Raw genomic sequence first — 23,649 nt, 5'->3', positions numbered from 1 at the left:
AATTCAAATCTCTCTTATTTTTCACCGCACTTAACGAAAGAGTGCGGTGTATTTTTTCTATATTTTAGTGTGGTGCTTTGCCGAAAGCTTGGCGATGTAAAATCGTCGTAAATTCATCAATAAAGTTACCATAATTCTGTTCAATAGCATTCACACGTAAACTTAAACGGTTATAAGCCATTACAGCTGGAATCGCAGCAAACAAACCGATTGCAGTAGCAATCAACGCCTCCGCAATACCAGGAGCAACCATTTGTAAAGTTGCTTGTTTAGCACCACTTAATGCCATAAAAGCGTGCATAATACCCCAAACGGTTCCAAATAAACCAATATAAGGGCTAACAGAAGCTACTGTAGCCAAAAATGGTACGCGGCTTTCAAGGCTTTCAACTTCACGATTCATTGTAAGATTCATTGCTCGCGTAGTTCCTTTAATAATCGCTTCAGGCGCATCAGGATTCACTTGTTTCAAGCGAGAAAACTCTTTGAAACCAACAAAGAAAATTTGCTCACTACCCGTTAAAATATCACGACGATTTGATAATCCTTCATATAGCTTATTCAAATCTTCACCAGACCAGAAACGGTCTTCAAAAGTATTCGCTTCTTTTAAAGCAGCCGTTAAAACTCGGCTACGTTGAATAATAATTGCCCAAGAAATAATTGAGAATGAAATCAAAATCACAATTACAAGTTGAACAACAATACTTGCTTTTAGAAAAAGATCTAAAAAATTCAATTCTGCAGTCATTGCATACTCCGAAAAGTTTATTTTAGGTTGTAAAACGCAGCTTTTACTTCTTTAGGAAGCGCCACAGGTTTCATATTGCCAAGATGAACACTGGCTACCTTGACTGTAGCCTTTGATAACATCACCGTATCACGCATAAGTCGTTGCTCAAAAAGGATTGTTGCACCTTTTATCTCTATGACATCTGTTTCTACCGTGAGTAAATCATCCAATTTTGCCGCAACGCAATAATCAATAGCGAGCGATTTGACAACAAACGCGAGTTGTTGTTCTTGTAATAAAGTTTGCTGCGTAAAATTTAACGCTCTCAAATATTCTGTTCTAGCCCGCTCAAAAAAATGCAAATAACGAGCATGATACACAACGCCACCAGCATCAGTATCTTCATAATATACTCGAACGGGAAGAGAGAAGGTTTTTTCTGACATTATTAAGCTTTGCCAATCGCAATAGGTCGGATATTTTAGAACCTGTTTTTTAGATAAGCAATATGCCGAAGAAAAAAATCATCCTCGTAAATAAAAATGCTCTACAGCACTAATCAATATAATGATATAAGCGATATAAGGTAAGAAAATTAGTTTCCAAATTACGTTTTTAATTTCAAATCCTATTCCATGAATCCAAACCGTAATCAATCCCCAAAAGATCATCAAAATCCACCAAGGGGAATCATTTCGTAACAACGTTGAAAAATTATCAGCATTAAAGAAAAATACGGCTGTTAATCCTAGCGCTAAAATAAATGAAAGGGTTCGAAACGAACCCTTATTAATTAATTGATAGAGTGAATGAATCATATTACTCGTCAAACTTTCCTGCTTTTTCTTTTCCAATGGTTAATTTCGCACTGGTAAATATAGCTAATAGCACACCCACTACCCAAATTACATATAACATATTAATCTCCTTAGTATAATGAGTGTTTATTTTCATCAATGAAATTCGCATCTAAGCGACCAAACATCTTCGAATAAGACCAAATAGTATAAACCAAAGAAATAGCCACAAAGATAAGTGCAAAAATCAACATTAACGTTAATGTTAATTCACTTGATGTCGCATCCCACATTAACAAACTTTGCTCAGGATGTGAGCTGGAAGGCATCACAAATGGGAACATAGATACTGCAGCAGTAATAATCACGCCAGCCATTGTTAATGCAGAGAAAAAGAATGCGAAACCACAACGATTGGCTTTAGAAAATGCCGCATTTAATAATGCAGCAACTACTGCTAATGCAGGGAAAATCCAAAGAATTGGCATTTCATTGAAATTTCTAAACCACGCACCAGTTTCAACAGCAACTTCTTTATTCATTGGAGAAGATGGCGCGTAGTGATCCACAACACTCGTTACTACATAACCCTCTTTAAAGTATAACCATGCTCCAGCTAATACGAATGCAATTAAAGTCACAATAGCACCGATTTGGCTTACTGAACGAGCGCGATCACGCAATTCTTCGGTTGTTTTCATTTGTAACCAGTTCGCACCGTGAGTCACAAGCATTGATAAGCTAATAACACCACACAATAATGCAAATGGATTTAATAATTCAAAGAATGAACCGGTATAAGTTACTTGAGTCAATTCGTTGAAATGGAATGGAACGCCTTGTAATAAATTACCAAAAGCCACCCCAAATACTAATGATGGTACAAAACCACCTGCGAATAGTCCCCAATCCCAAACAGAACGCCAAGTCGGGTTATCAATCTTTGCACGATATTCAAAACCCAATGGGCGCAAGAATAACGCAGCTAAAACCAATACTAAAGCGATGTAGAAACCTGAGAATGAAACTGCATATACAATTGGCCATGCCGCAAATACTGCGCCGCCTGCAGTTAATAACCAAACTTGGTTGCCATCCCAATGGGGGGCAATAGAGTTGATCATAATACGGCGTTCCACTTCTTTTTTGCCTGTTACAGGTAAAAGTGCGGTCACGCCCATATCGAATCCGTCGGTAACAGAAAAACCGATCAACAATACAATAACTAACACCCACCAAATAAAACGTAGAAATTCATAATCAATCATAATTCATCTCCTGCTTATTTAGATGATTGTTCAAAGTAGTATTTGCCGGTTTTTAACGCACTTGGACCCAAACGCGCATATTTAAACATCAAATACATCTCAACAATAATGAACGCAAGATAAAGCGCACAAATTAAACCAATAGAGAACCATAAATCGCCAGTACTTAACTGAGACGCCGACACTCCAACAGGTAAAACTTCATAAATCGCCCATGGTTGACGACCAGACTCAGCTAAGAACCAACCAAATTCAATTGCTAAGATTGGCAATGGGATACTCCAAAGCAATGCTTTAAGCAATAAGCGAGAAGAAGTGACTTTGTTACGTAAATTTTGAACAAATGCGCCGAAGGTCAGTAAAATAATTAAACCACCGGCTGCTAACATCCCACGGAATGCCCAGAAGTTAGGACCTACGTTTGGAATAGTATCGCGAGCAGCTTGTTTAATTTGTTCATCTGTTGCATCTACAACTTTATCTGTGTAACGTTTTAATAATAAACCAAAACCTAAATCACCTTTTACTTCATCAAATTTTGCTTTAGTTTCTGGATTTACGTGGCCTGCTGATTTTTTCTCTGCTTTTAATTGCGTGAATAAATCGTAAGCTACCATACCGTTACGAACACGACCTTCATTTTTCGCTTGAATATCTTTCAAACCAACAATTTCAGTATCTAAAGAACGCGTTGCAATTAAACCACCCAAATATGGGATCTCAACCGCAAAATCATTTTTCATTTCTGCAGTATTTGGAATTGCAACTGGATGAAATGGAGCTGGTGCAGGATGAGTTTCAAACTCAGCTTCCATTGCAGCCAATTTCACAGGTTGTGCTTTACCAATATCGTAACCTGATTCATCCCCCATAATTAACACAGCCGATGCAGCGATAAAACCAAAGGTTGCAGCAACAGAGAATGAACGTTTGGCAAAACCAATATCACGACCTTTTAATAAATAGAATGCACTAATACCTAATACAAACATTGCACCAGTCGAATAACCTGCTGTTAACGTGTGCAAGAATTTACTTTGGGCAACTGGATTTAGCCAAAGGTCTAAGAAGCTCGTCATTTCCATACGTACTGTCTCAAAATTAAATTCTGAGCCAGCTGGAGACTGCATCCAACCATTAGCAACTAAAATCCACATTGCAGATAAGTTCGAACCGAAAGCTACGCAATATGTAGCAAGTAAGTGTTTACCTTTAGTTAAACGATCCCAACCAAAGAAGAATAACCCCACAAAAGTTGATTCTAAGAAAAAGGCTAGTAACGCTTCAATTGCTAATGGCGCACCAAAAATATCACCTACATAATGAGAATAATAAGACCAGTTAGTACCGAATTGGAATTCCATAATGATACCGGTGGTCACCCCAAGGGCGAAGTTAATACCAAATAACTTACCCCAGAATCTTGTCATATCTTTATAAACTTCTTTGCCTGTCGCCACATAAATGGTTTCCATAATCACAAGGACGAATGACAAACCTAATGTCAGCGGCACGAAAATGAAGTGATACAACGCAGTTAAAGCAAACTGCAAGCGAGAAAGGTCAACAACGTCCAACATTCTCAACTCCTCTGTATAAACAACCTTAGTTCCAACAATGATTAAAAAGGCAAAGCCTTAAATAATCCCTAATCACTCAACTCCAATTAGCTAAGTTTAAATTGGTTTATCTACATAATCATTCTCAAATGGTTAAAAAAACACCAATCATTATAGAGATAAGCCAAATTGGCGGGTATTCTACTACTAAACATAAGTATAAAAAACAGTAAAAACGATATCTAGATCACATTTTTGACATAAGACATAAAATACCTATTATTTATTAAAAATAATTTAATTGATATAAATCAATTTTGCTATTTTTTGCACAAAAATATGTATTACACGTGATCCTTATCACAATTTAGAACAAGAAATGACTTCAAAAGCTAGACATACTAAGTATATTTTGCTATTTTCCCGCCTAGTTTAATTTTTAGATTTCATAATAAAGAGAAACAGGAACTTAAAATGAAAAAAACATTCCTTATTTTAACCGCACTTTTCTCTGCTGTATCAACCTCTACTTTTGCATCAAATATTCTGCCACAACAATGTGAACAACTATTTAAAGAAACAGAGAATTTGATTGCGCAAGCAGAAAAACAACCTGGCACACATACACAGGTAGGAAAAATTAAAAATAAGTTAAACCAAAGCAAACAACAGATTCTTCAAATGGAATTAGCGACTCAGTTAAAAAGTTGTGAAGTAGGTTTAGCAAAATTAAGTAATTTGAAAAGTTATAGTGAGTAATTAAAAAAACTTATTGAATATGCTCTGTCACAAAAAATTAGGCTATTAAATCAAGGATTGAGTTCTGTAATCTATAGGACCTAGTCCTTTTAGTTTACATTGAATACTCTCATGATTATTGCTATAATAAATGTACTTATAGATCGTTTTTTTCAAGTTGCTCAAAAGAGTTAAATTGTTTTCCATCGTAGCACTCCGTTTTTAACCTCCAAAAGAAGCTATCCATCGCCTAATTATCTAAACAGTTTCCTTTTCTCGACTTCTCGACATACTTTATTGAATACCATTTTCAATAGGATTTCTCGATAACCTCTCATTTGATATAGCCCCTGGTAAGTACAGTATTTTTATCCTAACTTTTCCCCTTAATGTTCAATATATTCATCATACTTTGGACTTTCTTATGATTAATGTTGAGTTTTTTCTTAGCTCCAAGGTAATATGGCAATTACCATAAAATTTATAATTGTCATAATAAATCTGCGTAATTTGTTGTGATATTACACTATCCTTATCCATTTTTCTTTCAAATGATAAAAGAAAACACTACGTGCCAAATTCATTAAATCAAGCAATATCTGAAGCGGAAAGTCCATCCTTAATACCTTGCCGATTGTAGCTTTTTCTGGATTTTTTGCTGCTTGAGACCTACAACTTTTTTAGAATAGTATTCTCTGCATGAAGTTTGAGGCTCTCTAATTACAATGATTCTTCTCGTGTTTTGAGCTTAGGTGATATTTGAGGTAGTTAGGTTTAATACTCGGATGACCTTTAATTTTAGGAATTAAGCCGTTTATACTTCGTCTTTCAAAGGCTTGCAACAATTGACTGATTATCCCTGAACTGGCAATACCGAAATGCAAACAGCAGATTCTGCAGAACATTTCGATTTCTTAACCGCTTGAACAGCCGAAAAGTTAAATTCGGGAGAATACGTTTGTTTTTATCAAAAACTGATAACCAATTGGTTATAAAGTAATTAAATTGTTTAATCCAACGATTTAATGTTTGTCTAGAAAGTTGAAAATGCTTTCAGCTGAGAGAACAATTTTTACTGTGTTGATGATAAAAATTGAACACTTGTTGTTTGAAAGATTGGTTGTATTTAGTCATAAAAAATCTGCACTTTAACCAGTTGGTTGTTTAGTCCAACTTTTAGAGTGCAGATCAAATTTTCACCGCTCTTTTTTCTTAACTAGGATTAGATTTGTGTTAAATCTACATTTTTGGTTTCTTTTGACGCTAATAATGCCAATAGCGTCATGAGGGCATTGATTGCTAAATAAATACCTACGCCCATCACACCAAATGATGCATTAATTTTTAAAGAAATCATCGCCGCAATCGTTGCACCAATAATGGATGCCAAATTATAGGCGAGAGATGCGCCTGAATAACGCACTTCCGTTGGGAATAATTCTGGTAATAGCGCAGCCATTGGACCAAATGTCATCCCCATGATCGCCATACCAATTACTAAAAATGCAAATACACTCATTGGTGTACCATTTTCTAAGAAGAATGGCATTGTTAAACCGAGTACGCCAACAGCTACGGTCACCCAAATCAACCATTTACGGCGACCAATTTTATCGGCATAAACACCAGAAATACTGATAAAAATACCAAATACAATAGCACTAATTAATAACAAGCCAGTAAATGTATTTGCTGGGATGCCTAAGCCAAGCGCATAACCTGCTTCAGAAATCTTTGGTGCTGTTCGAGAATATGCCTGAGCAAAAGCCGTCATAATGTAAAACAGAGAATAAGTTGCAACCATGATAAATGTGCCAATAATCATTGGTTTTAAGTGTTTAGTAAAAACAACACTCACTGGAGCATTCAATTTTTTGCCTTTTTGCTCCGCTTCCACAAATACATGGCTTTCATGCAAAGTTAACCGAACATATAAGCCGACAGCGACCAATAAAACGGAAGACACAAACGGAATGCGCCATGCCCATTCCACAAGAGCATCTTGCCCGAGGAAATAGCTGACTAAGAAAAATGTTGCATTTGCTACAAATAAGCCGATTGGCGCACCTAATTGAGGAAAAGTACCGTACCAAGCTCGTTTGCCTTCTGGTGCATTTTCTGTTGCGACTAAAGCTGCACCACCCCATTCACCACCTAGTCCAATTCCTTGACCAACACGGCATACGCAAAGCAAAATCGGTGCCCAGATACCGATTTGAGCATAGTTAGGAAGTAAGCCAATTACTACTGTTGAACCACCCATTAAAACAAGGGAGGCAACCAAGGTTTTTTTACGACCGATTTTATCGCCAAAGTGACCAAATAATGCAGAACCAATAGGACGAGCAAAAAATGCTAAAGCAAGCGTAGAAAGAGAAAGTAAATCATTAGAAAGCGGATCATCGCTATGGAAGAATTGCGTATTGAAAACTAATACAGCGGCAGCCGCATAGATATAATAATCAAAAAATTCGATTGCCGTACCGACCATCGAGGCTAACGCCACTTTCATCGGATTATTACGAAGTTGTGTAGACATTGTGTTTCCTTAGTAGTTTATTATAAAGAGAAAGGATTGAATCCTAGCACTTTAACTAAGATCTAGCAATTTTTAATATGCAATTTTCTATTTTTTCAGAGAAATATTTTGAATTTTCTAAATGTGAGTTATGCCCAGCGGAAGGAATGGTTACTAAATCTATTTGATTTTCTTTGGCTAAAACCTGGAACTTATGATCTCGTTCGCCACAAAAATAAAAAAATGGCAAAGAACTTAACCGCACTTTTTCACTAAAATCACGTTGTTTAGATAGACTTGTCGCCATCAGCATCTTGCCAATATTTTCACCGCAATTTGATTTTCGTTTTTCAACTAACTGCAGTCTTTCTTCTGCAGTCAAATGAGAAAATACGGGCTGTTGATACCAATCATTTAATACATTTTCTGGCGATTCTTGTACAAAACGTTGCGCCCAAGCAAAATCCTGCTGAAAACGAGCCTGCTTTTCTTCGTCGTTTTTTAAACCTAGATTCGCCCCTTCTAAAATAACACCTTGCAAATTAGATCTTTCCACCTGAGCTTGCAGCGCATAATACAAAGCAATCCGTCCGCCTAAAGAATACCCAACAAGAAAATACGGTTCATTTTTCACCGCACTTTTGATTTGCTGCTCTAAATACTCCGCCGTTTCTTCAAAATTTGTGACTTCAATACCTTTAGCTTGCCCGTGAAAAGGTAAATCTAGCGCAATACAATTAAAGTGCGGTAGATTTTCAATGACTTTTTGCCAGTCCTCTTTTGCACCAAGAAGTCCGTGAAGAAAAATGATGTTTATCATTGAAAGGATTATTGAGAGAAAATAATAAAATATGGCAGGACTAAAGCCTGCCTACGGAATACTTAAGCACCAATCACTGCGTGGCTAATTTGCTCAATTAAGCGTTTATACAAACTACTACCATCACTCGGATTCGTTTTAATTTCAATTAACGTTGCCTTGCGACGACTATAAGCCTGTTTAACAACAGAATTGAGATCAGCCCAAGTATAAGGATGAGCATATTTAAGATCAAACATTGCGGCAATTTGAGAAAAATCACCATTATGCGGTAATCGATAAAACTGATCTTTGACTTGTTCATCCACAGGTAACATATCAAAAATCGCGCCGCCATTATTATTGATCACAAAGATTACCGTTGGTTGCGTAACGTTTTTGAATAATGCGAAAGAATTCAAATCATATAAAGTGGACGTATCGCCAATCACCGCAACAACAGGTTTATTTGAACCAATACCAATTCCAGCAGCCGTAGCCAACAAACCATCAATTCCACTCGCGCCACGATTGGTATAAACAGGATAACTTTCTGGTAATTGAGTTAGCGCATCAACCAGACGAACAAGTAAACTATTACCTAAAAATAAAACACCGTTATAAGGTAAAAGTGTTGGTAAACGTAATGCAAGCGAGGCTTCCGTTAAATTTCCGCCTACTTGCTGTTCAATAAAGGTAGCACAGAATTTAGATAAAGCTAACGGCTCAAGCAACCAAGGCTTTTGGCGTAAAGGAGGATGCGCACGCAACCAATGATGTGCTTTAGCATTGAATCTTGTCAATGAATGATGGTAAGGATCTAATGCTTTACCGCTTTGTTCAACCAACCAAAATTCACCTTTAAAAGCCTGTAAGAATTGATTAATTCGCTTACTAATAAAGCGTGCACCAAATTGAATCACAATATCAGCTTGCAGAAGTTTTTCACGAACAGTTTGGTTTGCGAGCCAAATATCTTCATAAGGCATCGTTGGAACAACACCAGATTGAATATCCGTCAGTAACACCCAGCCCATAGAGCTTGCCCAAGAATTAATTCCCATCGCTTGTTCTGCAGGCAATTGACCAACCACAACGACACCGCGTTTGGTACGCCAATGATCCCAGTTTTCATGCATTAATACTTCGTTCTGTTGCGCTTCTATATTCATCCAAGACTTAGTTTGAATTAACCAGCGTTGTAACGGCAGCAGCCAAGGGTGAGAATCTACAGCCTCATCAGTTGCATCATAAAGTGGCTCGGCAAATGGTACATTAATATGAACAACGCCACCTTGTTGTTTTTGTTGGAAGGCTGCCTGTTCAAGTAGAGAAATCAACCATTGCGCAGAATAATCAGCGTTCGGTTTAGGTAAATTAACATTTGCAACTGGATACTGACCAAACATATTTTGCTGCAAAATAGCTTGATTTGCACCGCACTCCCAAAGTTCTGGTGGACGATCAGCAGTTAAAATAAATAAACTTATATCTGTTTGACGTGCTTCAATAATTGCGGGATAAAGGTTTGCAGTCGCCGTACCTGATGTCACAATAATTGCAACAGGTGATTGAGTTACCTTAGCAATACCCAAGGCAAAAAAACCTAAACCGCGTTCGTCAAAATGTGTATGACAAGTGACTGAACCCGAATTTTGCAAACGTACGGCTTCAAGAGTTAAAGGTGTCGAACGCGAACCTGGCGCGAGACAAACGTGAGAAACTCCTTGGCGTACCAAGGTTTCTAAAATCACTTTCGACCAACAACGATTAAACACGCTTACCGACATTTTTTTCTCCGTTATCATTTCTCTTCTGCAAACAAGGAAATTAACCCTGCCGCTTTACGTTCAATTTCTTTCCATTCTTCCAATGGCTGCGAGCCTGCCACAATGCCCGCGCCAGCAAATACTCGAATACGATGACCTTCAATAAAGGCAGAGCGAATCGCTACACAAAACTCTGAACATACATCGCTCATCACACCCAATGTTCCCGCATACCAGCCTCGATCAAAGGTTTCAATTTCTGACAAAATCATTTTGGCTTGTTGCTGTGGCAAACCAGATACCGCAGCTGTAGGATGAATCGCTTTTAATATATTTACATCTGCATAATGTGCGGTCAAATTTGCACGAATTTTACGAATCAAATGTTGTACTTTACGTAACGGTTTCAATTCCACATTACTCACATCAAAACTTTCTACTTGCTTACGTAAATTCTGCGAAATATCTTCTACAACCAACCAATTTTCTTTTAAATTTTTCTCATCATTTAATAACCAATTGGCTTGAGATTTGGTTTCTTCCTCACTTTCAGAAACCAATGCTGTCCCCGCCAAAGCTTCGGTTAGCAATAAGTTATACTCTCGAGCAAATAGGCGTTCTGGCGTAGAACCAACAAAAACCGAATGAGGCTTTTCAGCCCACAAAAAATGATAACAACCTTGATTTTGTTTTTCGCTTTCTGCTAAAAAATCATACGCATTAATCGCTTGCTTTAAATGAAAAGTGGTTTCATTGGCTAATACAATTTTTGTTAGTTCCCCACTTTTAACTTCTACCAAAGCCTGATTTACCCAATCACACCAAGTTCTTTCGTTAGCTCGAGGAGCTGTATGCAAAGGAATTTGTTTTGGCAAAACAGAAAGTGCGGTGATATTTTCAAAAGTTTTGAGATAAGCTAAGGAATCATTAGCACTTTGTTCATCTTTCACAAAAAATGATACCGACGCACCTTTCTCATCCTGTTCAACAAGAATTTTGGGTAATACAAATTGTGCGCTACCTTGAAATTGCAAACCGCCTACCAGTGGGAAACCGCTTTCTTCAATAAACTCTTGTGCTAAATTTAACTGTGAAAATGACCTATCTTCACCAAGGGCAGCCAATGCTTTTGGTTCATCACGAAAATGTAAATAAAATTGTGGATACGCAGATTGACCTTTCAGCCACGCCAACAAATCGACTTTGTCCAGTTTCACCTGAAAACGGACAAGTTCATTCGTTGATTGCTGTAAATATGCGTGAATTTGCGATTTTAACTCGCCTATTGCCTGCGCTAAATAACTCATTAGATTTTGTTTTAAATACACAAAAAATTAGCCGTATTCTACCGCAGATTATTAATGACAAAAAATTTTTTTACAAAATCTTTTCAATATTGAAAATTCAGCGTAAATTAACCGCACTTTTCTCGAAAAATTTATTAGATACAAAAGGATTTCACTATGAGATTATTCCCAAAATCCGACAAATTAGAACATGTATGTTATGACATTCGCGGGCCAGTGCACAAAGAAGCACTACGCTTAGAAGAAGAAGGAAATAAAATTTTAAAACTTAATATCGGCAATCCCGCACCTTTCGGCTTTGAAGCACCAGATGAAATTTTGGTCGATGTATTACGTAATTTGCCGTCAGCGCAAGGCTACTGTGATTCAAAAGGTTTATATTCTGCTCGTAAAGCAATTGTTCAATATTATCAATCAAAAGGGATTCACGGAGCGACCGTCAATGATGTATATATCGGCAACGGCGTATCTGAGCTTATCACAATGGCCATGCAAGCATTACTCAATGATGGCGATGAGGTACTTGTGCCGATGCCTGATTATCCGCTTTGGACTGCTGCGGTAACACTTTCTGGCGGTAAAGCTGTTCATTACCTTTGTGATGAAGAAGCAAATTGGTTCCCCGCTATTGATGATATTAAAGCCAAAGTGAATGCAAAGACTAAAGCGATTGTTATCATCAACCCAAACAACCCAACTGGTGCAGTGTATAGCAAAGAATTATTACAAGAAATTGTGGAAATCGCTCGCCAAAATAATTTGATTATCTTCGCTGACGAAATCTACGACAAAATTCTATACGATGGTGCGGTGCATCATCACATTGCCGCGCTTGCTCCTGATTTATTAACGGTTACGCTGAATGGGTTATCAAAAGCTTATCGAGTTGCGGGCTTCCGCCAAGGCTGGATGATTTTGAACGGACCAAAACATAATGCGAAAGGTTATATTGAAGGCTTGGATATGCTGGCATCAATGCGTTTATGCGCCAACGTACCAATGCAACATGCAATTCAAACCGCACTTGGTGGCTATCAAAGTATTAATGAATTTATTTTACCGGGCGGTCGATTACTTGAGCAACGAAATAAAGCCTATGATCTCATCACTCAAATTCCAGGCATTACTTGCGTGAAACCAATGGGGGCGATGTATATGTTCCCGAAAATTGATGTGAAAAAATTCAATATTCACAGTGATGAAAAAATGGTGCTGGATTTACTTCGCCAAGAAAAAGTATTACTTGTGCACGGTAAAGGATTTAATTGGCATTCACCTGATCACTTCCGTGTAGTGACCCTTCCTTATGTGAATCAGCTTGAAGAAGCCATTACAAAATTAGCAAGATTTTTGTCGGACTACCGTCAATAACGTATGCCTTGACAAAATTACGAAGGGGACTAAATGATCTGACCCCAAAAAGTTAGACTGATTTAGTTCAAGGACTGAGTTCTGTAATTCACAGGGCTGAGTCCTTTTAGTTTCCCCTGAATGCGCTCATGGTTGTAATAATGAATGTACTCATGAATCGTTTTTTCGAGTTGTTCGAAAGTATCAGACTGTTTCCCCTAGTAACACTCCGTTTTTAACCATCCAAAGAAACGCTCCATTGTCGCATTATCTAAATAATTTCCTTTTCTCGATATACGCTGTCGAATACCATTTTTCAATTGAATTTTTTGATAATCTATCATTTGATATTGCCGGATGTAAGTAAGGCCTGTTACCCACTTTTTATTCGGTCGTCTTACGGTAAAGTTGCGTTTTAACACATTATCAGAAATACGACATATTTCCTTTGGAAAGTGCGGTATTTTTGTCTCTTACATTCCTCTTTAATGTTCAAAATATATTCATCATACATTGGACTTTCCTATGATTTATGTTTAGTTTTTTCTTAGCTCTAGAGTAATACGACGATAATACATTTGTTTCTTGCCCATTACTGATAATCCGTTCATTCCACTATGATTAAATTGTTTAATCCTGAGTCTTAATGTTTTACCAATAAGATGCAAATATTTTTCGTGAAAGAACTGTTTTTACTGTGTTGAAGATAAAAATCTATCTCTTGTTATTTGGAGAATGGAGTGTATTTAGTCATAAAAAATCTACACCTTAATCGGTTGATTATTTAGTCCAACTTTTGGGGTGCAGATCATTTTTAGTGGTTAAATTTATCTAGTCTGATAATTTCTGCAGACCGAAATGGCGATAAGTTTGTGATGTTGCAATACGACCACGCGGCGTTCTTTGTAGAAACCCCTGTTGAATCAAATAAGGCTCTAACACATCTTCAATGGTATCACGTTCTTCACCAATTGCAGCAGCAAGATTATCCAGCCCTACTGGCCCGCCATCAAAACGCTCAATAACTGCAGATAATAATTTTCTATCTAAATAATCAAATCCGGCATCGTCTACATCCAACATTGAAAGCGCTTGTTTTGCCACATCTACCGAAATTACTCCCCCATTGCGCACATCTGCATAATCACGCACACGTCGTAATAAACGGTTTGCAATTCGAGGCGTGCCTCGTGAACGACGAGCCACCTCAAAAGCAGCTTGCTGTTCTAATTCGAGATTCAAACACCCCGCACTTCTTGCAACGATAGATGTTAAATCTTCTACAGAATAGAATTCCAAACGTTGCACAATACCAAAACGATCACGCAATGGCGAAGTCAGAGAACCCGCCCTAGTCGTCGCGCCAACCAAAGTAAAAGGTGGCAAATCTAATTTAATAGAACGAGCAGCAGGCCCCTCACCAATCATAATATCCAATTGATAGTCTTCCATTGCGGGATAAAGAACTTCTTCAATAGCAGGGGAAAGTCGATGAATTTCATCAATAAATAACACATCATGCGGTTCAAGATTGGTTAGCATTGCGGCTAAATCTCCGGCCTTTTCCAATACAGGCCCTGACGTCGTGCGAATATTCACGCCCATTTCATTTGCCACAATATTAGCAAGCGTGGTTTTTCCCAAGCCAGGAGGGCCAAAAATCAATAAATGATCCAAGGCATCTTGACGTAGCTTGGCTGCCTTGATGAAAATATCCATCTGCTCGCGTACTTGCGGCTGACCAACATAATCCGCTAATAATTTAGGACGAATAGCACGGTCAATAACATCTTCATCAAGCTTAGCTTGCCCGCTAATAATTCTATCTGCTTCAATCATGTCTCACCTACAGTGCGGCTTTTAAAGCTTCGCGGATAACTTGTTCACTGGTTAAGTCAGGTTTAGCTACTCGTTTCACCATTTTTTCTGCTTCTGAAGGTTTATAACCTAGAGCAATCAAGGCAGAAATAGCTTCATCAGATGAACTTTCTGAGTGGGATTCAATGGATGGAACTGACGGAATATGGGTACTTTCTACAAAGAAATCGCTTTGTTTTACGCCTTTGAATTTACCTTTGAGTTCAACTAACAAACGCTCAGCTGTTTTTTTACCAACACCAGGAATTTTGGTGAGTTTAGAAAGCTCTTCTCTCTCTATCGCATAAGCAAATTGTTCAACCGACATGGCGGATAAAATCGCTAAGGCTAATTTAGGCCCCACCCCATTTGTTTTAATTAATTCACGAAATAAAGTGCGGTCTGTTTTTTGGGCAAATCCAAAGAGTAAGTGAGCATCTTCCCGAACAACAAGATGGGTGAATAAAGTAGTTTCTTGACCAATTTCTGGTAAATCATAGAAACTTGTCATAGGCAAAAGCAATTCATAGCCTACGCCTTGCACATTGAGTAAAATTTCTGGAGGTTGTTTTTCTAAAAGAATGCCTTGTAAGCGACCGATCATAATTCTTCCGAATGATAAAAAACTTAACACATAGAATAAAATAAAACTGGACGAACATCCAGTTAAATTTTTAATCTAAAGCGTCCTCGGCTATATCTGGTCTTTAAAAGTGCGGTCATTTTTTCTTGCGTTTCTGTCATTTTCACAGAATTGGCAATATGTAAAGAATGTTGGATAGAATGCGCATGTGTAATTGCGATAGCCAAGGCATCCGCGGCATCGGCTTGAGGTTTGTCTGACAACTTCAAAATACGAGTCACCATTTCTTGCACTTGCACTTTATCTGCAGAACCAATGCCCACAACCGTTTGTTTTACTAAACGTGCGGCATATTCAAAAACAGGTAGATCATGATTTACTGCCGCAACAATCGCCGTGCCGCGAGCCTGCCCGAGTTTCAAGGCTGAATCAGCATTCTTCGCCATAAACACTTGCTCAATCGCAAACATATCAGGCTGAAATTGCGTGATGATTTCAGTTACTCCAGCATAAATGCGTTTCAAACGGGTTGGTAAATCTTCAACTTGAGTACGAATTGCGCCACTTCCAAGATATTCCAAATGTCTTCCTGTTTGACGAATCACACCGTAACCAGTTACGCGAGAGCCTGGATCAATACCTAAAATAATGCTCATAATTTCTATAAAAAATGGGTAATTAAATTACCCATTTATTTACATTTATTAAAGTTTAGATGCCACTTCGTCACTGATTTCACCGTTGTGATATACGTTTTGTACGTCATCACAATCTTCCAACATATCAATTAAACGAAGTAATTTTGGTGCAGTTTCAATATCAAGATCAACGGTTGTTGATGGAATCATCGTTACTTCAGCTTCTTGTACTTTAAAGCCCGCTGCTTCAATGCCATCACGCACTGAACCTAAATCTTCCCAAGCGGTATAGATTTCAAATGAACCATCATCTTGTGGTTGAATATCATCAGCACCCGCTTCGATAGCCGCTTCAGTTAATGCATCTTCATCTGCTTGTTCAATTAAAATTAAACCTTTTTTGCTAAATAAATAACCAACAGAACCTTCTGTTCCCAAGTTACCACCACATTTAGTAAAACTTGGGCGCACTTGTGAGATCGTACGGTTTGCATTATCACTTAAACATTCAACCATAACCGCTGTACCGCCTGGGCCATAACCTTCATAGATTTTGGTTTCCATATTGGTGTCATCACCACCGCCTACACCACGATCAATAGCGCGGTTAATAGTATCGCGTGTCATGTTATTGCTAAGCGCTTTATCTACTGCTGCACGTAAACGCGGGTTAGCACTCACATCGCCACCACCAATTTTAGCTGCGGTAACAAGTTCACGAATTAATTTAGTAAAAATTTTACCGCGTTGTGCATCTTGTGCTGCTTTGCGGTGTTTAATATTAGCCCACTTACTATGGCCTGCCATGTTGTTTTCCTTCTATTTATCTTTAAGAATATATTTTCTAATTGCTTCCGCATTATTGGAAGATTTTGTCATTTGGATTGCTTGTTCAGGGGAAACCCATTGATATGCCAAATGCTCACTTAATACTGGTTCGAATTCTTGCTCCATTGCCAACAAAAACCAATGTTCACGGCAATGCGTCACATTCGGTGCGTATTTATATCGGAAATGTGGAAAAATTTCAAATTCTATGCTCTCTTTGCAATCAAAAAGTGCGGTGGAATTTTCCGAAATTTCTAACCTAGCTTCTTCCCAAAGCTCTCGAATTGCTGTGTTTTTTGGTATTTCATCACGTTCAATGGTGCCCGTAACAGACTGCCAAAAGTCAGGATCATCTCGGCGTTGGAGCATTAAAACTCGGTTTGTATCTTTAGCGTAAATTACAACGAGAACAGATTGATTATTTTTGTATTGCATCATTAAAAATGCGGCCAAATCTGACCGCACTTAATTCCTAATATTTCAAACTTATTCTGCTTTAACGACAGAAATCGCCAACTCTTCCAACGCTTGCGGATTCGCAAAACTAGGTGCTTCTGTCATTAAACACGCCGCTGCCGTTGTTTTCGGGAAGGCAATCACATCACGGATATTTTCAGTGCCAGTTAAAAGCATGGTTAAACGGTCTAAACCGAATGCTAAACCTGCATGTGGAGGAGTACCGAATTTTAATGCATCTAATAAGAAACCAAATTTTTCACGTTGTTCTTGTTCATTGATACCAAGAATGCGGAATACGGTTTGTTGCATTTTCGGATCGAAAATACGGACGGAACCACCACCGACTTCATAGCCGTTGATCACCACATCATAAGCATTTGCTACCGCACTTGTCGGATCGGCTTCTAATTGCTCTGGACTAAAATCTTTTGGTGAAGTGAATGGGTGATGCATTGCTGCAAGATTACCCTCTTCATCACGTTCAAACATTGGGAAATCGATCACCCAAAGCGGTTGCCATTCGTCTAAACGAGTTAACCCTAAATCGCGACCAAGTTTCAAACGCAATGCGCCCATTGCATCAGTAGTGGTTTGCCATTTATCTGCACCGAAGAATAAGATATCGCCGGTTTGTGCATTCACACGTTCTGCTAACGCTTTCCATACATCTTCATTTAAGAATTTCGCAATCGGGCTTTGTACGCCTTCAAGACCTGCATTAATATCGTTTACTTTCGCCCAAGCTAAACCTTTTGCACCGTAAATACCAACAAATTGTGTATATTCATCAATTTGTTTACGGGTGATTTCTGTACCATTTGGTACACGAATCACTGCAACACGGCCATTTGGATTGTTTGCTGGCTCATTAAATACTTTAAAATCAACGTCTTTTACGATATCTGCCACATCGACCATTTCTAATGGGTTACGCAAATCAGGTTTATCAGAACCGAAACGGGTCATTGCTTCTTGCCAGGTCATTTGTGGGAATTTATCTAAATCCACACCGGCAATCTGTTGCCATAAACCGTGTATCATACGTTCCATAATCTCACGCACTTCTGGTGCGGTTAAGAAAGAGGTTTCCACATCGATTTGAGTAAACTCAGGCTGACGGTCCGCACGTAAATCTTCATCACGGAAACATTTCACAATTTGATAATAACGGTCAAAACCAGACATCATCAAAAGCTGTTTGAAAAGCTGTGGTGATTGTGGCAATGCATAGAATTTGCCTTTATGTACACGGCTTGGCACTAAATAGTCACGCGCACCTTCTGGCGTTGCCTTGGTAAGCATTGGGGTTTCAATATCAAGGAAACCATTATCATCCATGAAACGACGTACAAAACTGGTGATTTTTGCACGGGTTTTCAAACGTTGAGCCATTTCTGGACGACGTAAATCTAAATAACGATATTTTAAACGTTGTTCTTCAGTATTGTTTTGGTTAAAGTCGAGAGGTAACACATCAGAAGCATTGTAAACACGCAATTCTTTCGCTAACACTTCCACTTCGCCTGTTGCCATATTTTTATTGATTTGGTTTTCAGGACGCGCAATCACTTCACCTTTAATTTGGATACAGAATTCGTTACGTAACCCAGCAGCCGCTGTCAATGCGGCTTGATATTTCGGATCAAAACAAACTTGCACTATGCCATCACGATCGCGCATATCAATAAAAATTAAGCCACCTAAATCACGACGGCGGTGAACCCAACCGCTTAATGTTACCTCTTGTCCGATATTGTTACGGTTTAATGCTCCGCAATAATGTGTACGCATCATATTCAATTCCTTAACTCTCTATAAAAATGGAAAAATACCGCAGAATTATACGGAAAAAGGCGCGTCTTTTAAATCTTAAACGGAAATTTATTTGACCCCTTGAAAACTTTCCTTAAAATGACCGTACTTTTTAAATATTTTCTAATCTGTAGGGTGTGGAAAGTTGAAAAAACACACATCCCACACACAATGTAAACCATGAAAGATACTATTTTTTCCACTCCCATTGAAAAACTCGGCGATTTTACCTTTGATGAAAACGTTGCCGAAGTCTTTCCAGATATGATTCAGCGCTCCGTGCCTGGCTATTCCAACATTATTACGGCAATCGGTATGCTGGCAGAACGTTTCGTTACTGCTGATAGTAATGTTTATGATCTTGGGTGCTCACGAGGTGCGGCCACACTTTCGGCACGTCGAAATATTCATCAACCAAATGTAAAAATTATTGGCATCGATAATTCTCAACCTATGGTTGAACGTTGTCGCCAACATATTGCGGCATATCATAGTGAGGTACCTGTAGAAATTCTCTGTGACGATATTCGCCACGTTGAGATTAAAAATGCCTCAATGGTCATTCTCAACTTTACCTTGCAATTTTTACCGCCTGAAGATCGTATCGCATTGCTTACCAAAATCTATGAAGGTTTAAATCCAAATGGCGTACTCGTGTTATCAGAAAAATTCCGTTTTGAAGATGAAAAGGTAAATGAGCTACTGATTGATCTCCACCACCAATTCAAACGCGCTAATGGTTATAGCGAACTTGAAGTGAGTCAGAAACGTACCGCACTTGAAAATGTGATGCGTACAGATTCTATCGAGACACACAAAGTGCGGTTAAAAAACGTAGGATTTTCACAAGTAGAACTTTGGTTCCAATGCTTTAATTTTGGCTCAATGATTGCAGTTAAATAATTCATAACAAATTTATTTAATTCAACTTTTTTATGGCATAATGCCCGCATTTTTTATCAAAAAAGGATTAAACCAATGCGAATTTTACACACTATGTTACGCGTGGGCGATTTAGATCGTTCAATCAAATTTTATCAAGATGTTTTAGGTATGCGCTTATTACGCACCAGTGAAAACCCAGAATACAAATATACGCTGGCTTTTTTAGGTTACGAAGATGGCGAAAGTGCGGCAGAAATTGAATTAACATACAACTGGGGCGTAGATAAATATGAACACGGCACAGCGTATGGACATATCGCTATCGGCGTAGATGATATTTATGCGACTTGTGAAGCTGTTCGCGCAAGCGGTGGGAACGTTACTCGCGAAGCCGGGCCAGTTAAAGGTGGCTCAACCGTCATTGCTTTTGTTGAGGATCCAGATGGTTATAAAATTGAATTTATCGAAAACAAAAGTACTAAATCTGGTTTAGGCAACTAAAGTGCGGTCAATTTTTATTGTATTTTTAATAACGTAGGGATTCCTGCGTTATTTTATTTTAAGAGATAGATTATGTCCGATTCTCAAGAAATCCCTTATCACAACCAATTAAAAAATCGCTTTCGTGGCTATTTTCCCGTCATAATTGATGTTGAAACTGCAGGTTTTGATGCAAAAAAAGATGCGTTACTCGAACTGGCCGCCATCACATTAAAAATGGATGAAAACGGTTATTTACATCCTGATCAGAAATGCCATTTTCATATCGAGCCTTTTGAAGGCGCAAATATTAATCCAGAATCCTTGAAATTTAATGGCATTGATATTCACAATCCATTACGTGGCGCAGTGTCTGAACTCGATGCAATCACAGGGCTATTTCAAATGGTGCGTAGAGGACAAAAAGATGCGGATTGCCAACGTTCTATCATTGTGGCGCACAATGCTGCTTTTGACCAAAGTTTTGTAATGGCTGCCGCTGAACGTACCGGCGTAAAACGTAATCCCTTCCACCCTTTTGGAATGTTTGACACGGCAAGTTTAGCAGGGTTGATGTTTGGTCAAACTGTGCTTGTTAAAGCCTGTCTTGCCGCTAAAATCCCGTTTGATGGGAAACAAGCTCACTCTGCGCTATACGACACCGAACGTACAGCGGAATTATTCTGTTATATGGTTAATCATTTAAAAGATTTAGGTGGTTTCCCACATATTGCTTCTGAACTAGAACAGGAAAAAACAACTGAAAAAGAGACCGCACTTTAAGAAAAATAAAAAAGTGGTTGCAATAGTTTTATTTTTCCAGTAGTTTAAAAGCAATTCTTATTTGGAGATAAAAAATGAACATTATCCGTCGTCACCATCATCACCATTCAACTGAATAATCTTTCAGGTTTTTGGTGTGCTTGGAAGATTTCTTCCGAGCTGACAGGATAATAAAATCTTACCCCTCGGAAGGCAACTTTCGAGGGGTTTTGTTTTATTACAACACAGGAGTCATCAATGCAACGACATCATCATTATTTATTCGACAATCAAAAATTTTAAAGTAAAGTATTCACCATTTAATAATTCACAAGGAAAAATACAATGTTAACAAATCCCGTTGTTATTTCGATTATCGTTTTACTCGCACTAAGTTTGCTACGTATTAACGTGATTATTGCATTAGTTATTGCCGCACTCACTGCTGGGCTCTGTGGCGATCTAGGTTTAAGCAAAACAATTGAAACCTTCACCGGAGGTTTAGGTGGTGGCGCTGAAGTCGCGATGAACTATGCGATGCTTGGTGCATTCGCGATTGCGATTTCTAAATCAGGTATTACCGATTTAATTGCCTATAAGATTATCACTAAAATGAATAAAACACCAAGCTCTAGCAATTTGACTTGGTTTAAATATTTAATTTTGGGTGTATTGGTATTATTCGCCATTTCTTCACAGAACCTACTTCCTGTACACATTGCTTTTATTCCGATTGTCGTGCCGCCTCTGCTTGCTATTTTTAATCGTCTACAAATAGACCGTCGCGCTGTAGCCTGTGTCCTCACATTTGGCTTAACCGCAACTTATATGTTACTTCCTGTTGGCTTTGGTAAAATCTTTATCGAAAGTATTTTGGTAAAAAATATCAATCAAGCAGGTGCGGCTCTTGGTTTACAAACAAATGTTGCTCAAGTATCCCTCGCGATGTTATTGCCCGTAATTGGAATGATTTTAGGATTGCTCACCGCAATATTCATTACTTATCGCAAACCAAGAGAATATGATGTAACTATTCAAGAACCAACCACAAAAGAAATTGAAGCACACATCGCGAACATAAAACCAAAACAAATCACTGCAAGTTTAATCGCCATTGTAGCGACCTTCGCAATACAATTAGTGACAAGTTCAACCATTATTGGTGGTTTAGTTGGGATAGTCATTTTCGCAATATTTGGCATTTTCAAATTGAAAGAAAGTAACGATATTTTCCAACAAGGTTTACGTTTAATGGCAATGATTGGATTTGTTATGATTGCGGCATCCGGTTTTGCTAATGTGATTAATGCAACAACGGGTGTAACAGATTTAGTTCAAAGCTTAAGTAATGGTGCGATTCAAAGTAAAGGTTTTGCCGCATTCTTAATGTTACTGGTCGGATTGTTGATTACAATGGGAATTGGGTCGTCATTCTCAACTGTGCCAATCATTGCCTCTATCTACGTGCCACTTTGTTTATCTTTTGGTTTCTCACCATTAGCCACCGTTTCAATCGTTGGTGTTGCGGCTGCATTAGGAGACGCAGGTTCCCCTGCATCTGACTCCACCTTAGGTCCAACATCAGGTTTAAATATGGATGGTAAACACGACCACATTTGGGACTCTGTTGTACCAACATTCCTACACTACAATATTCCATTATTAGCGTTTGGCTGGATTGCAGCAATGTACCTTTAACGATTATAATCCCCCAACTTGGGGGATTTTTTATGGACATTCAACAACTTATCCAGATCTTAGAGCAAAAAGTTCAGCGACTTTATCAAGCTCATTTATACAAACGAGAAGAAAAAATCTTCGCTAAATTTGACCGCACTTTGTTCAGTGAAAATGGACAGAATGTTTCCTTTTATCTAAAGGAAATCAATCAAACGCTAGATAGAATAAAGGCATTAGAATCTAACGATCTTAATCACTATAATTTTCTGGCAGAGCGTTTACTCGCCCAATGTTCCGTACTTTCAGAAGCCTTAACTCGCAAGAATACTCACCTAATAGCCCCCCAAACAACAAAACAAACCATTAAAAAATCTCAACATAACATTCATAAATTACCGCCAAGAGAACGGTTAGAAAAATACTATGAAGCATTAGAACGCTTGAATAAGCTTTATCAACAACATAAAGATTTGGCGCAGGCAGAAAAAAATAATGATGAAAAAATACGTTATGCTCAACTTGCAGAAGGTTATAAAAAACGTCAACAGAAATGCCAAGATGCAATCGATCTTTTAGAAGAATATTTGGTGTTTAAAGAAGAATTAGAAAACCGTGAAAATACGGCAAATAGATAATTAGAAATGAAAAAACTAATTCTCTCGAATTAGTTAACTTTGAAAAGTTGATGGCGGAGGAATAGGGATTCGAACCCTAGGAGGGCGTAAACCCTCGCCGGTTTTCAAGACCGGTGCCTTCAACCACTCGACCATTCCTCCGTGATTTAATGCGCACGCATAATACGTTTTTTGAGAAAGACCGTCAAGCAG

22 protein-coding genes, 1 tRNA gene, 2 pseudogenes and 1 other annotated feature are annotated in these 23,649 nt (G+C 38.3%); of the genes and pseudogenes, 7 read left to right on the top strand and 18 right to left on the bottom strand.

The genetic code is table 11. The annotated features are described in order from the left end of the window. Nucleotides 1–64: 64 nt before the first annotated feature. The 5 genes from tolQ to DV427_RS05755 all read right to left on the bottom strand — a co-directional run bounded on the left by tolQ (nt 65) and on the right by DV427_RS05755 (nt 4,378). Nucleotides 65–751, bottom strand: coding sequence for a protein TolQ (gene tolQ, locus DV427_RS05775; protein WP_005626973.1), 687 nt, complete (start codon nt 749–751; stop codon nt 65–67). Between the two features lie 17 nt (nt 752–768). Next, nucleotides 769–1,179 (bottom strand): tol-pal system-associated acyl-CoA thioesterase, encoded by a 411-nt coding sequence (gene ybgC / locus DV427_RS05770; RefSeq protein ID WP_065250199.1) that lies wholly within the window; start codon nt 1,177–1,179, stop codon nt 769–771. Nucleotides 1,180–1,257: 78 nt separating this feature from the next. Next, nucleotides 1,258–1,551, bottom strand: coding sequence for a cyd operon protein YbgE (gene ybgE / locus DV427_RS05765; protein ID WP_114891618.1), 294 nt, complete (start codon nt 1,549–1,551; stop codon nt 1,258–1,260). A 110-nt stretch (nt 1,552–1,661) separates the two neighbouring features. Further along, nucleotides 1,662–2,798 carry a cytochrome d ubiquinol oxidase subunit II gene (gene cydB, locus DV427_RS05760; RefSeq protein WP_046938634.1) on the bottom strand — a complete coding sequence of 379 codons (1,137 nt, stop codon included), beginning with the start codon at nt 2,796–2,798 and terminating at the stop codon, nt 1,662–1,664. Between the two features lie 14 nt (nt 2,799–2,812). Beyond that, nucleotides 2,813–4,378: a cytochrome ubiquinol oxidase subunit I gene (locus DV427_RS05755; RefSeq protein ID WP_114891617.1), complete on the bottom strand. Its 1,566-nt coding sequence runs from the start codon at nt 4,376–4,378 to the stop codon at nt 2,813–2,815. A 453-nt stretch (nt 4,379–4,831) separates the two neighbouring features. Here DV427_RS05755 and DV427_RS05750 point away from each other — a divergent pair, with 453 nt between their 5' ends. Further along, nucleotides 4,832–5,116, top strand: coding sequence for a DUF5339 domain-containing protein (locus tag DV427_RS05750; RefSeq protein ID WP_005634127.1), 285 nt, complete (start codon nt 4,832–4,834; stop codon nt 5,114–5,116). A gap of 45 nt (nt 5,117–5,161) precedes the next feature. Here DV427_RS05750 and DV427_RS09675 read toward each other — a convergent pair. The 5 genes and pseudogenes from DV427_RS09675 to DV427_RS05725 form a co-directional block, all read right to left on the bottom strand. Further along, a pseudogene (locus DV427_RS09675) lies at nt 5,162–6,229 on the bottom strand (IS3 family transposase). Nucleotides 6,230–6,317: 88 nt separating this feature from the next. Next, entirely contained in the window at nt 6,318–7,634 is a 1,317-nt protein-coding gene (locus DV427_RS05740) for an MFS transporter (RefSeq protein WP_046942200.1), read from the bottom strand. A 55-nt stretch (nt 7,635–7,689) separates the two neighbouring features. Beyond that, nucleotides 7,690–8,433, bottom strand: a complete 744-nt coding sequence (gene menH, locus DV427_RS05735) for a 2-succinyl-6-hydroxy-2,4-cyclohexadiene-1-carboxylate synthase (RefSeq protein ID WP_114891616.1) — start codon at nt 8,431–8,433, stop codon at nt 7,690–7,692. 62 nt (nt 8,434–8,495) lie between these two features. Beyond that, the gene (gene menD, locus DV427_RS05730; RefSeq protein ID WP_114891615.1) at nt 8,496–10,202 is read right to left on the bottom strand and encodes a 2-succinyl-5-enolpyruvyl-6-hydroxy-3-cyclohexene-1-carboxylic-acid synthase; all 1,707 of its coding nucleotides are present in this window, start codon (nt 10,200–10,202) and stop codon (nt 8,496–8,498) included. 14 nt (nt 10,203–10,216) lie between these two features. Beyond that, nucleotides 10,217–11,488, bottom strand: a complete 1,272-nt coding sequence (locus DV427_RS05725) for an isochorismate synthase (protein WP_162790269.1) — start codon at nt 11,486–11,488, stop codon at nt 10,217–10,219. 156 nt (nt 11,489–11,644) lie between these two features. Here DV427_RS05725 and DV427_RS05715 point away from each other — a divergent pair, with 156 nt between their 5' ends. After that, entirely contained in the window at nt 11,645–12,859 is a 1,215-nt protein-coding gene (locus DV427_RS05715; RefSeq protein ID WP_005637314.1) for a pyridoxal phosphate-dependent aminotransferase, read from the top strand. A 62-nt stretch (nt 12,860–12,921) separates the two neighbouring features. Here the strand turns inward: DV427_RS05715 and DV427_RS05710 are convergent. The 7 genes and pseudogenes from DV427_RS05710 to aspS all read right to left on the bottom strand — a co-directional run. Beyond that, nucleotides 12,922–13,191: pseudogene (locus DV427_RS05710) on the bottom strand (transposase); the annotation flags it as partial. A 478-nt stretch (nt 13,192–13,669) separates the two neighbouring features. Continuing rightward, nucleotides 13,670–14,677: a Holliday junction branch migration DNA helicase RuvB gene (gene ruvB / locus DV427_RS05705; RefSeq protein WP_009766712.1), complete on the bottom strand. Its 1,008-nt coding sequence runs from the start codon at nt 14,675–14,677 to the stop codon at nt 13,670–13,672. A gap of 7 nt (nt 14,678–14,684) precedes the next feature. Beyond that, on the bottom strand, nt 14,685–15,299 hold the full coding sequence (gene ruvA / locus DV427_RS05700) for a Holliday junction branch migration protein RuvA (RefSeq protein ID WP_114891613.1): 615 nt from the start codon (nt 15,297–15,299) through the stop codon (nt 14,685–14,687). A 62-nt stretch (nt 15,300–15,361) separates the two neighbouring features. Beyond that, the gene (ruvC, locus tag DV427_RS05695) at nt 15,362–15,934 is read right to left on the bottom strand and encodes a crossover junction endodeoxyribonuclease RuvC (protein WP_005628536.1); all 573 of its coding nucleotides are present in this window, start codon (nt 15,932–15,934) and stop codon (nt 15,362–15,364) included. A 48-nt stretch (nt 15,935–15,982) separates the two neighbouring features. Further along, nucleotides 15,983–16,723 (bottom strand): YebC/PmpR family DNA-binding transcriptional regulator, encoded by a 741-nt coding sequence (locus tag DV427_RS05690; RefSeq protein WP_114891612.1) that lies wholly within the window; start codon nt 16,721–16,723, stop codon nt 15,983–15,985. 12 nt (nt 16,724–16,735) lie between these two features. After that, complete coding sequence (gene nudB / locus DV427_RS05685) at nt 16,736–17,209, bottom strand: dihydroneopterin triphosphate diphosphatase (RefSeq protein ID WP_162790268.1); 474 nt, start codon at nt 17,207–17,209, stop codon at nt 16,736–16,738. 21 nt (nt 17,210–17,230) lie between these two features. Beyond that, nucleotides 17,231–18,997 (bottom strand): aspartate--tRNA ligase, encoded by a 1,767-nt coding sequence (gene aspS, locus DV427_RS05680; protein WP_114891611.1) that lies wholly within the window; start codon nt 18,995–18,997, stop codon nt 17,231–17,233. 198 nt (nt 18,998–19,195) lie between these two features. On the opposite strand from aspS, the gene cmoA reads away from it, so the two are divergent. The 5 genes from cmoA to priC all read left to right on the top strand — a co-directional run bounded on the left by cmoA (nt 19,196) and on the right by priC (nt 23,457). Beyond that, complete coding sequence (gene cmoA, locus DV427_RS05675; RefSeq protein WP_114891610.1) at nt 19,196–19,918, top strand: carboxy-S-adenosyl-L-methionine synthase CmoA; 723 nt, start codon at nt 19,196–19,198, stop codon at nt 19,916–19,918. 75 nt (nt 19,919–19,993) lie between these two features. Then, complete coding sequence (gene gloA, locus DV427_RS05670) at nt 19,994–20,401, top strand: lactoylglutathione lyase (RefSeq protein ID WP_005628548.1); 408 nt, start codon at nt 19,994–19,996, stop codon at nt 20,399–20,401. A gap of 72 nt (nt 20,402–20,473) precedes the next feature. Next, nucleotides 20,474–21,163, top strand: a complete 690-nt coding sequence (rnt, locus tag DV427_RS05665) for a ribonuclease T (RefSeq protein ID WP_114891609.1) — start codon at nt 20,474–20,476, stop codon at nt 21,161–21,163. 94 nt (nt 21,164–21,257) lie between these two features. Beyond that, nucleotides 21,258–21,378 (top strand) — a sequence feature (His leader region). Between the two features lie 109 nt (nt 21,379–21,487). Then, nucleotides 21,488–22,840 carry a Na+/H+ antiporter family protein gene (locus DV427_RS05660; protein ID WP_114891608.1) on the top strand — a complete coding sequence of 451 codons (1,353 nt, stop codon included), beginning with the start codon at nt 21,488–21,490 and terminating at the stop codon, nt 22,838–22,840. 32 nt (nt 22,841–22,872) lie between these two features. Further along, nucleotides 22,873–23,457 (top strand): primosomal replication protein PriC, encoded by a 585-nt coding sequence (gene priC, locus DV427_RS05655; RefSeq protein ID WP_114891607.1) that lies wholly within the window; start codon nt 22,873–22,875, stop codon nt 23,455–23,457. Nucleotides 23,458–23,508: 51 nt separating this feature from the next. Here priC and DV427_RS05650 read toward each other — a convergent pair. Further along, nucleotides 23,509–23,598: transfer RNA gene (locus DV427_RS05650), tRNA-Ser, on the bottom strand. Between the last annotated feature and the right edge of the window lie 51 nt (nt 23,599–23,649).

Source organism: Haemophilus haemolyticus, from assembly GCF_003351405.1.
Taxonomy (GTDB): domain Bacteria; phylum Pseudomonadota; class Gammaproteobacteria; order Enterobacterales; family Pasteurellaceae; genus Haemophilus; species Haemophilus haemolyticus_N.
The sequence above is the reverse complement of the archived record's forward strand: the minus strand, read 5'-3'. Positions and strand labels throughout refer to the sequence as shown.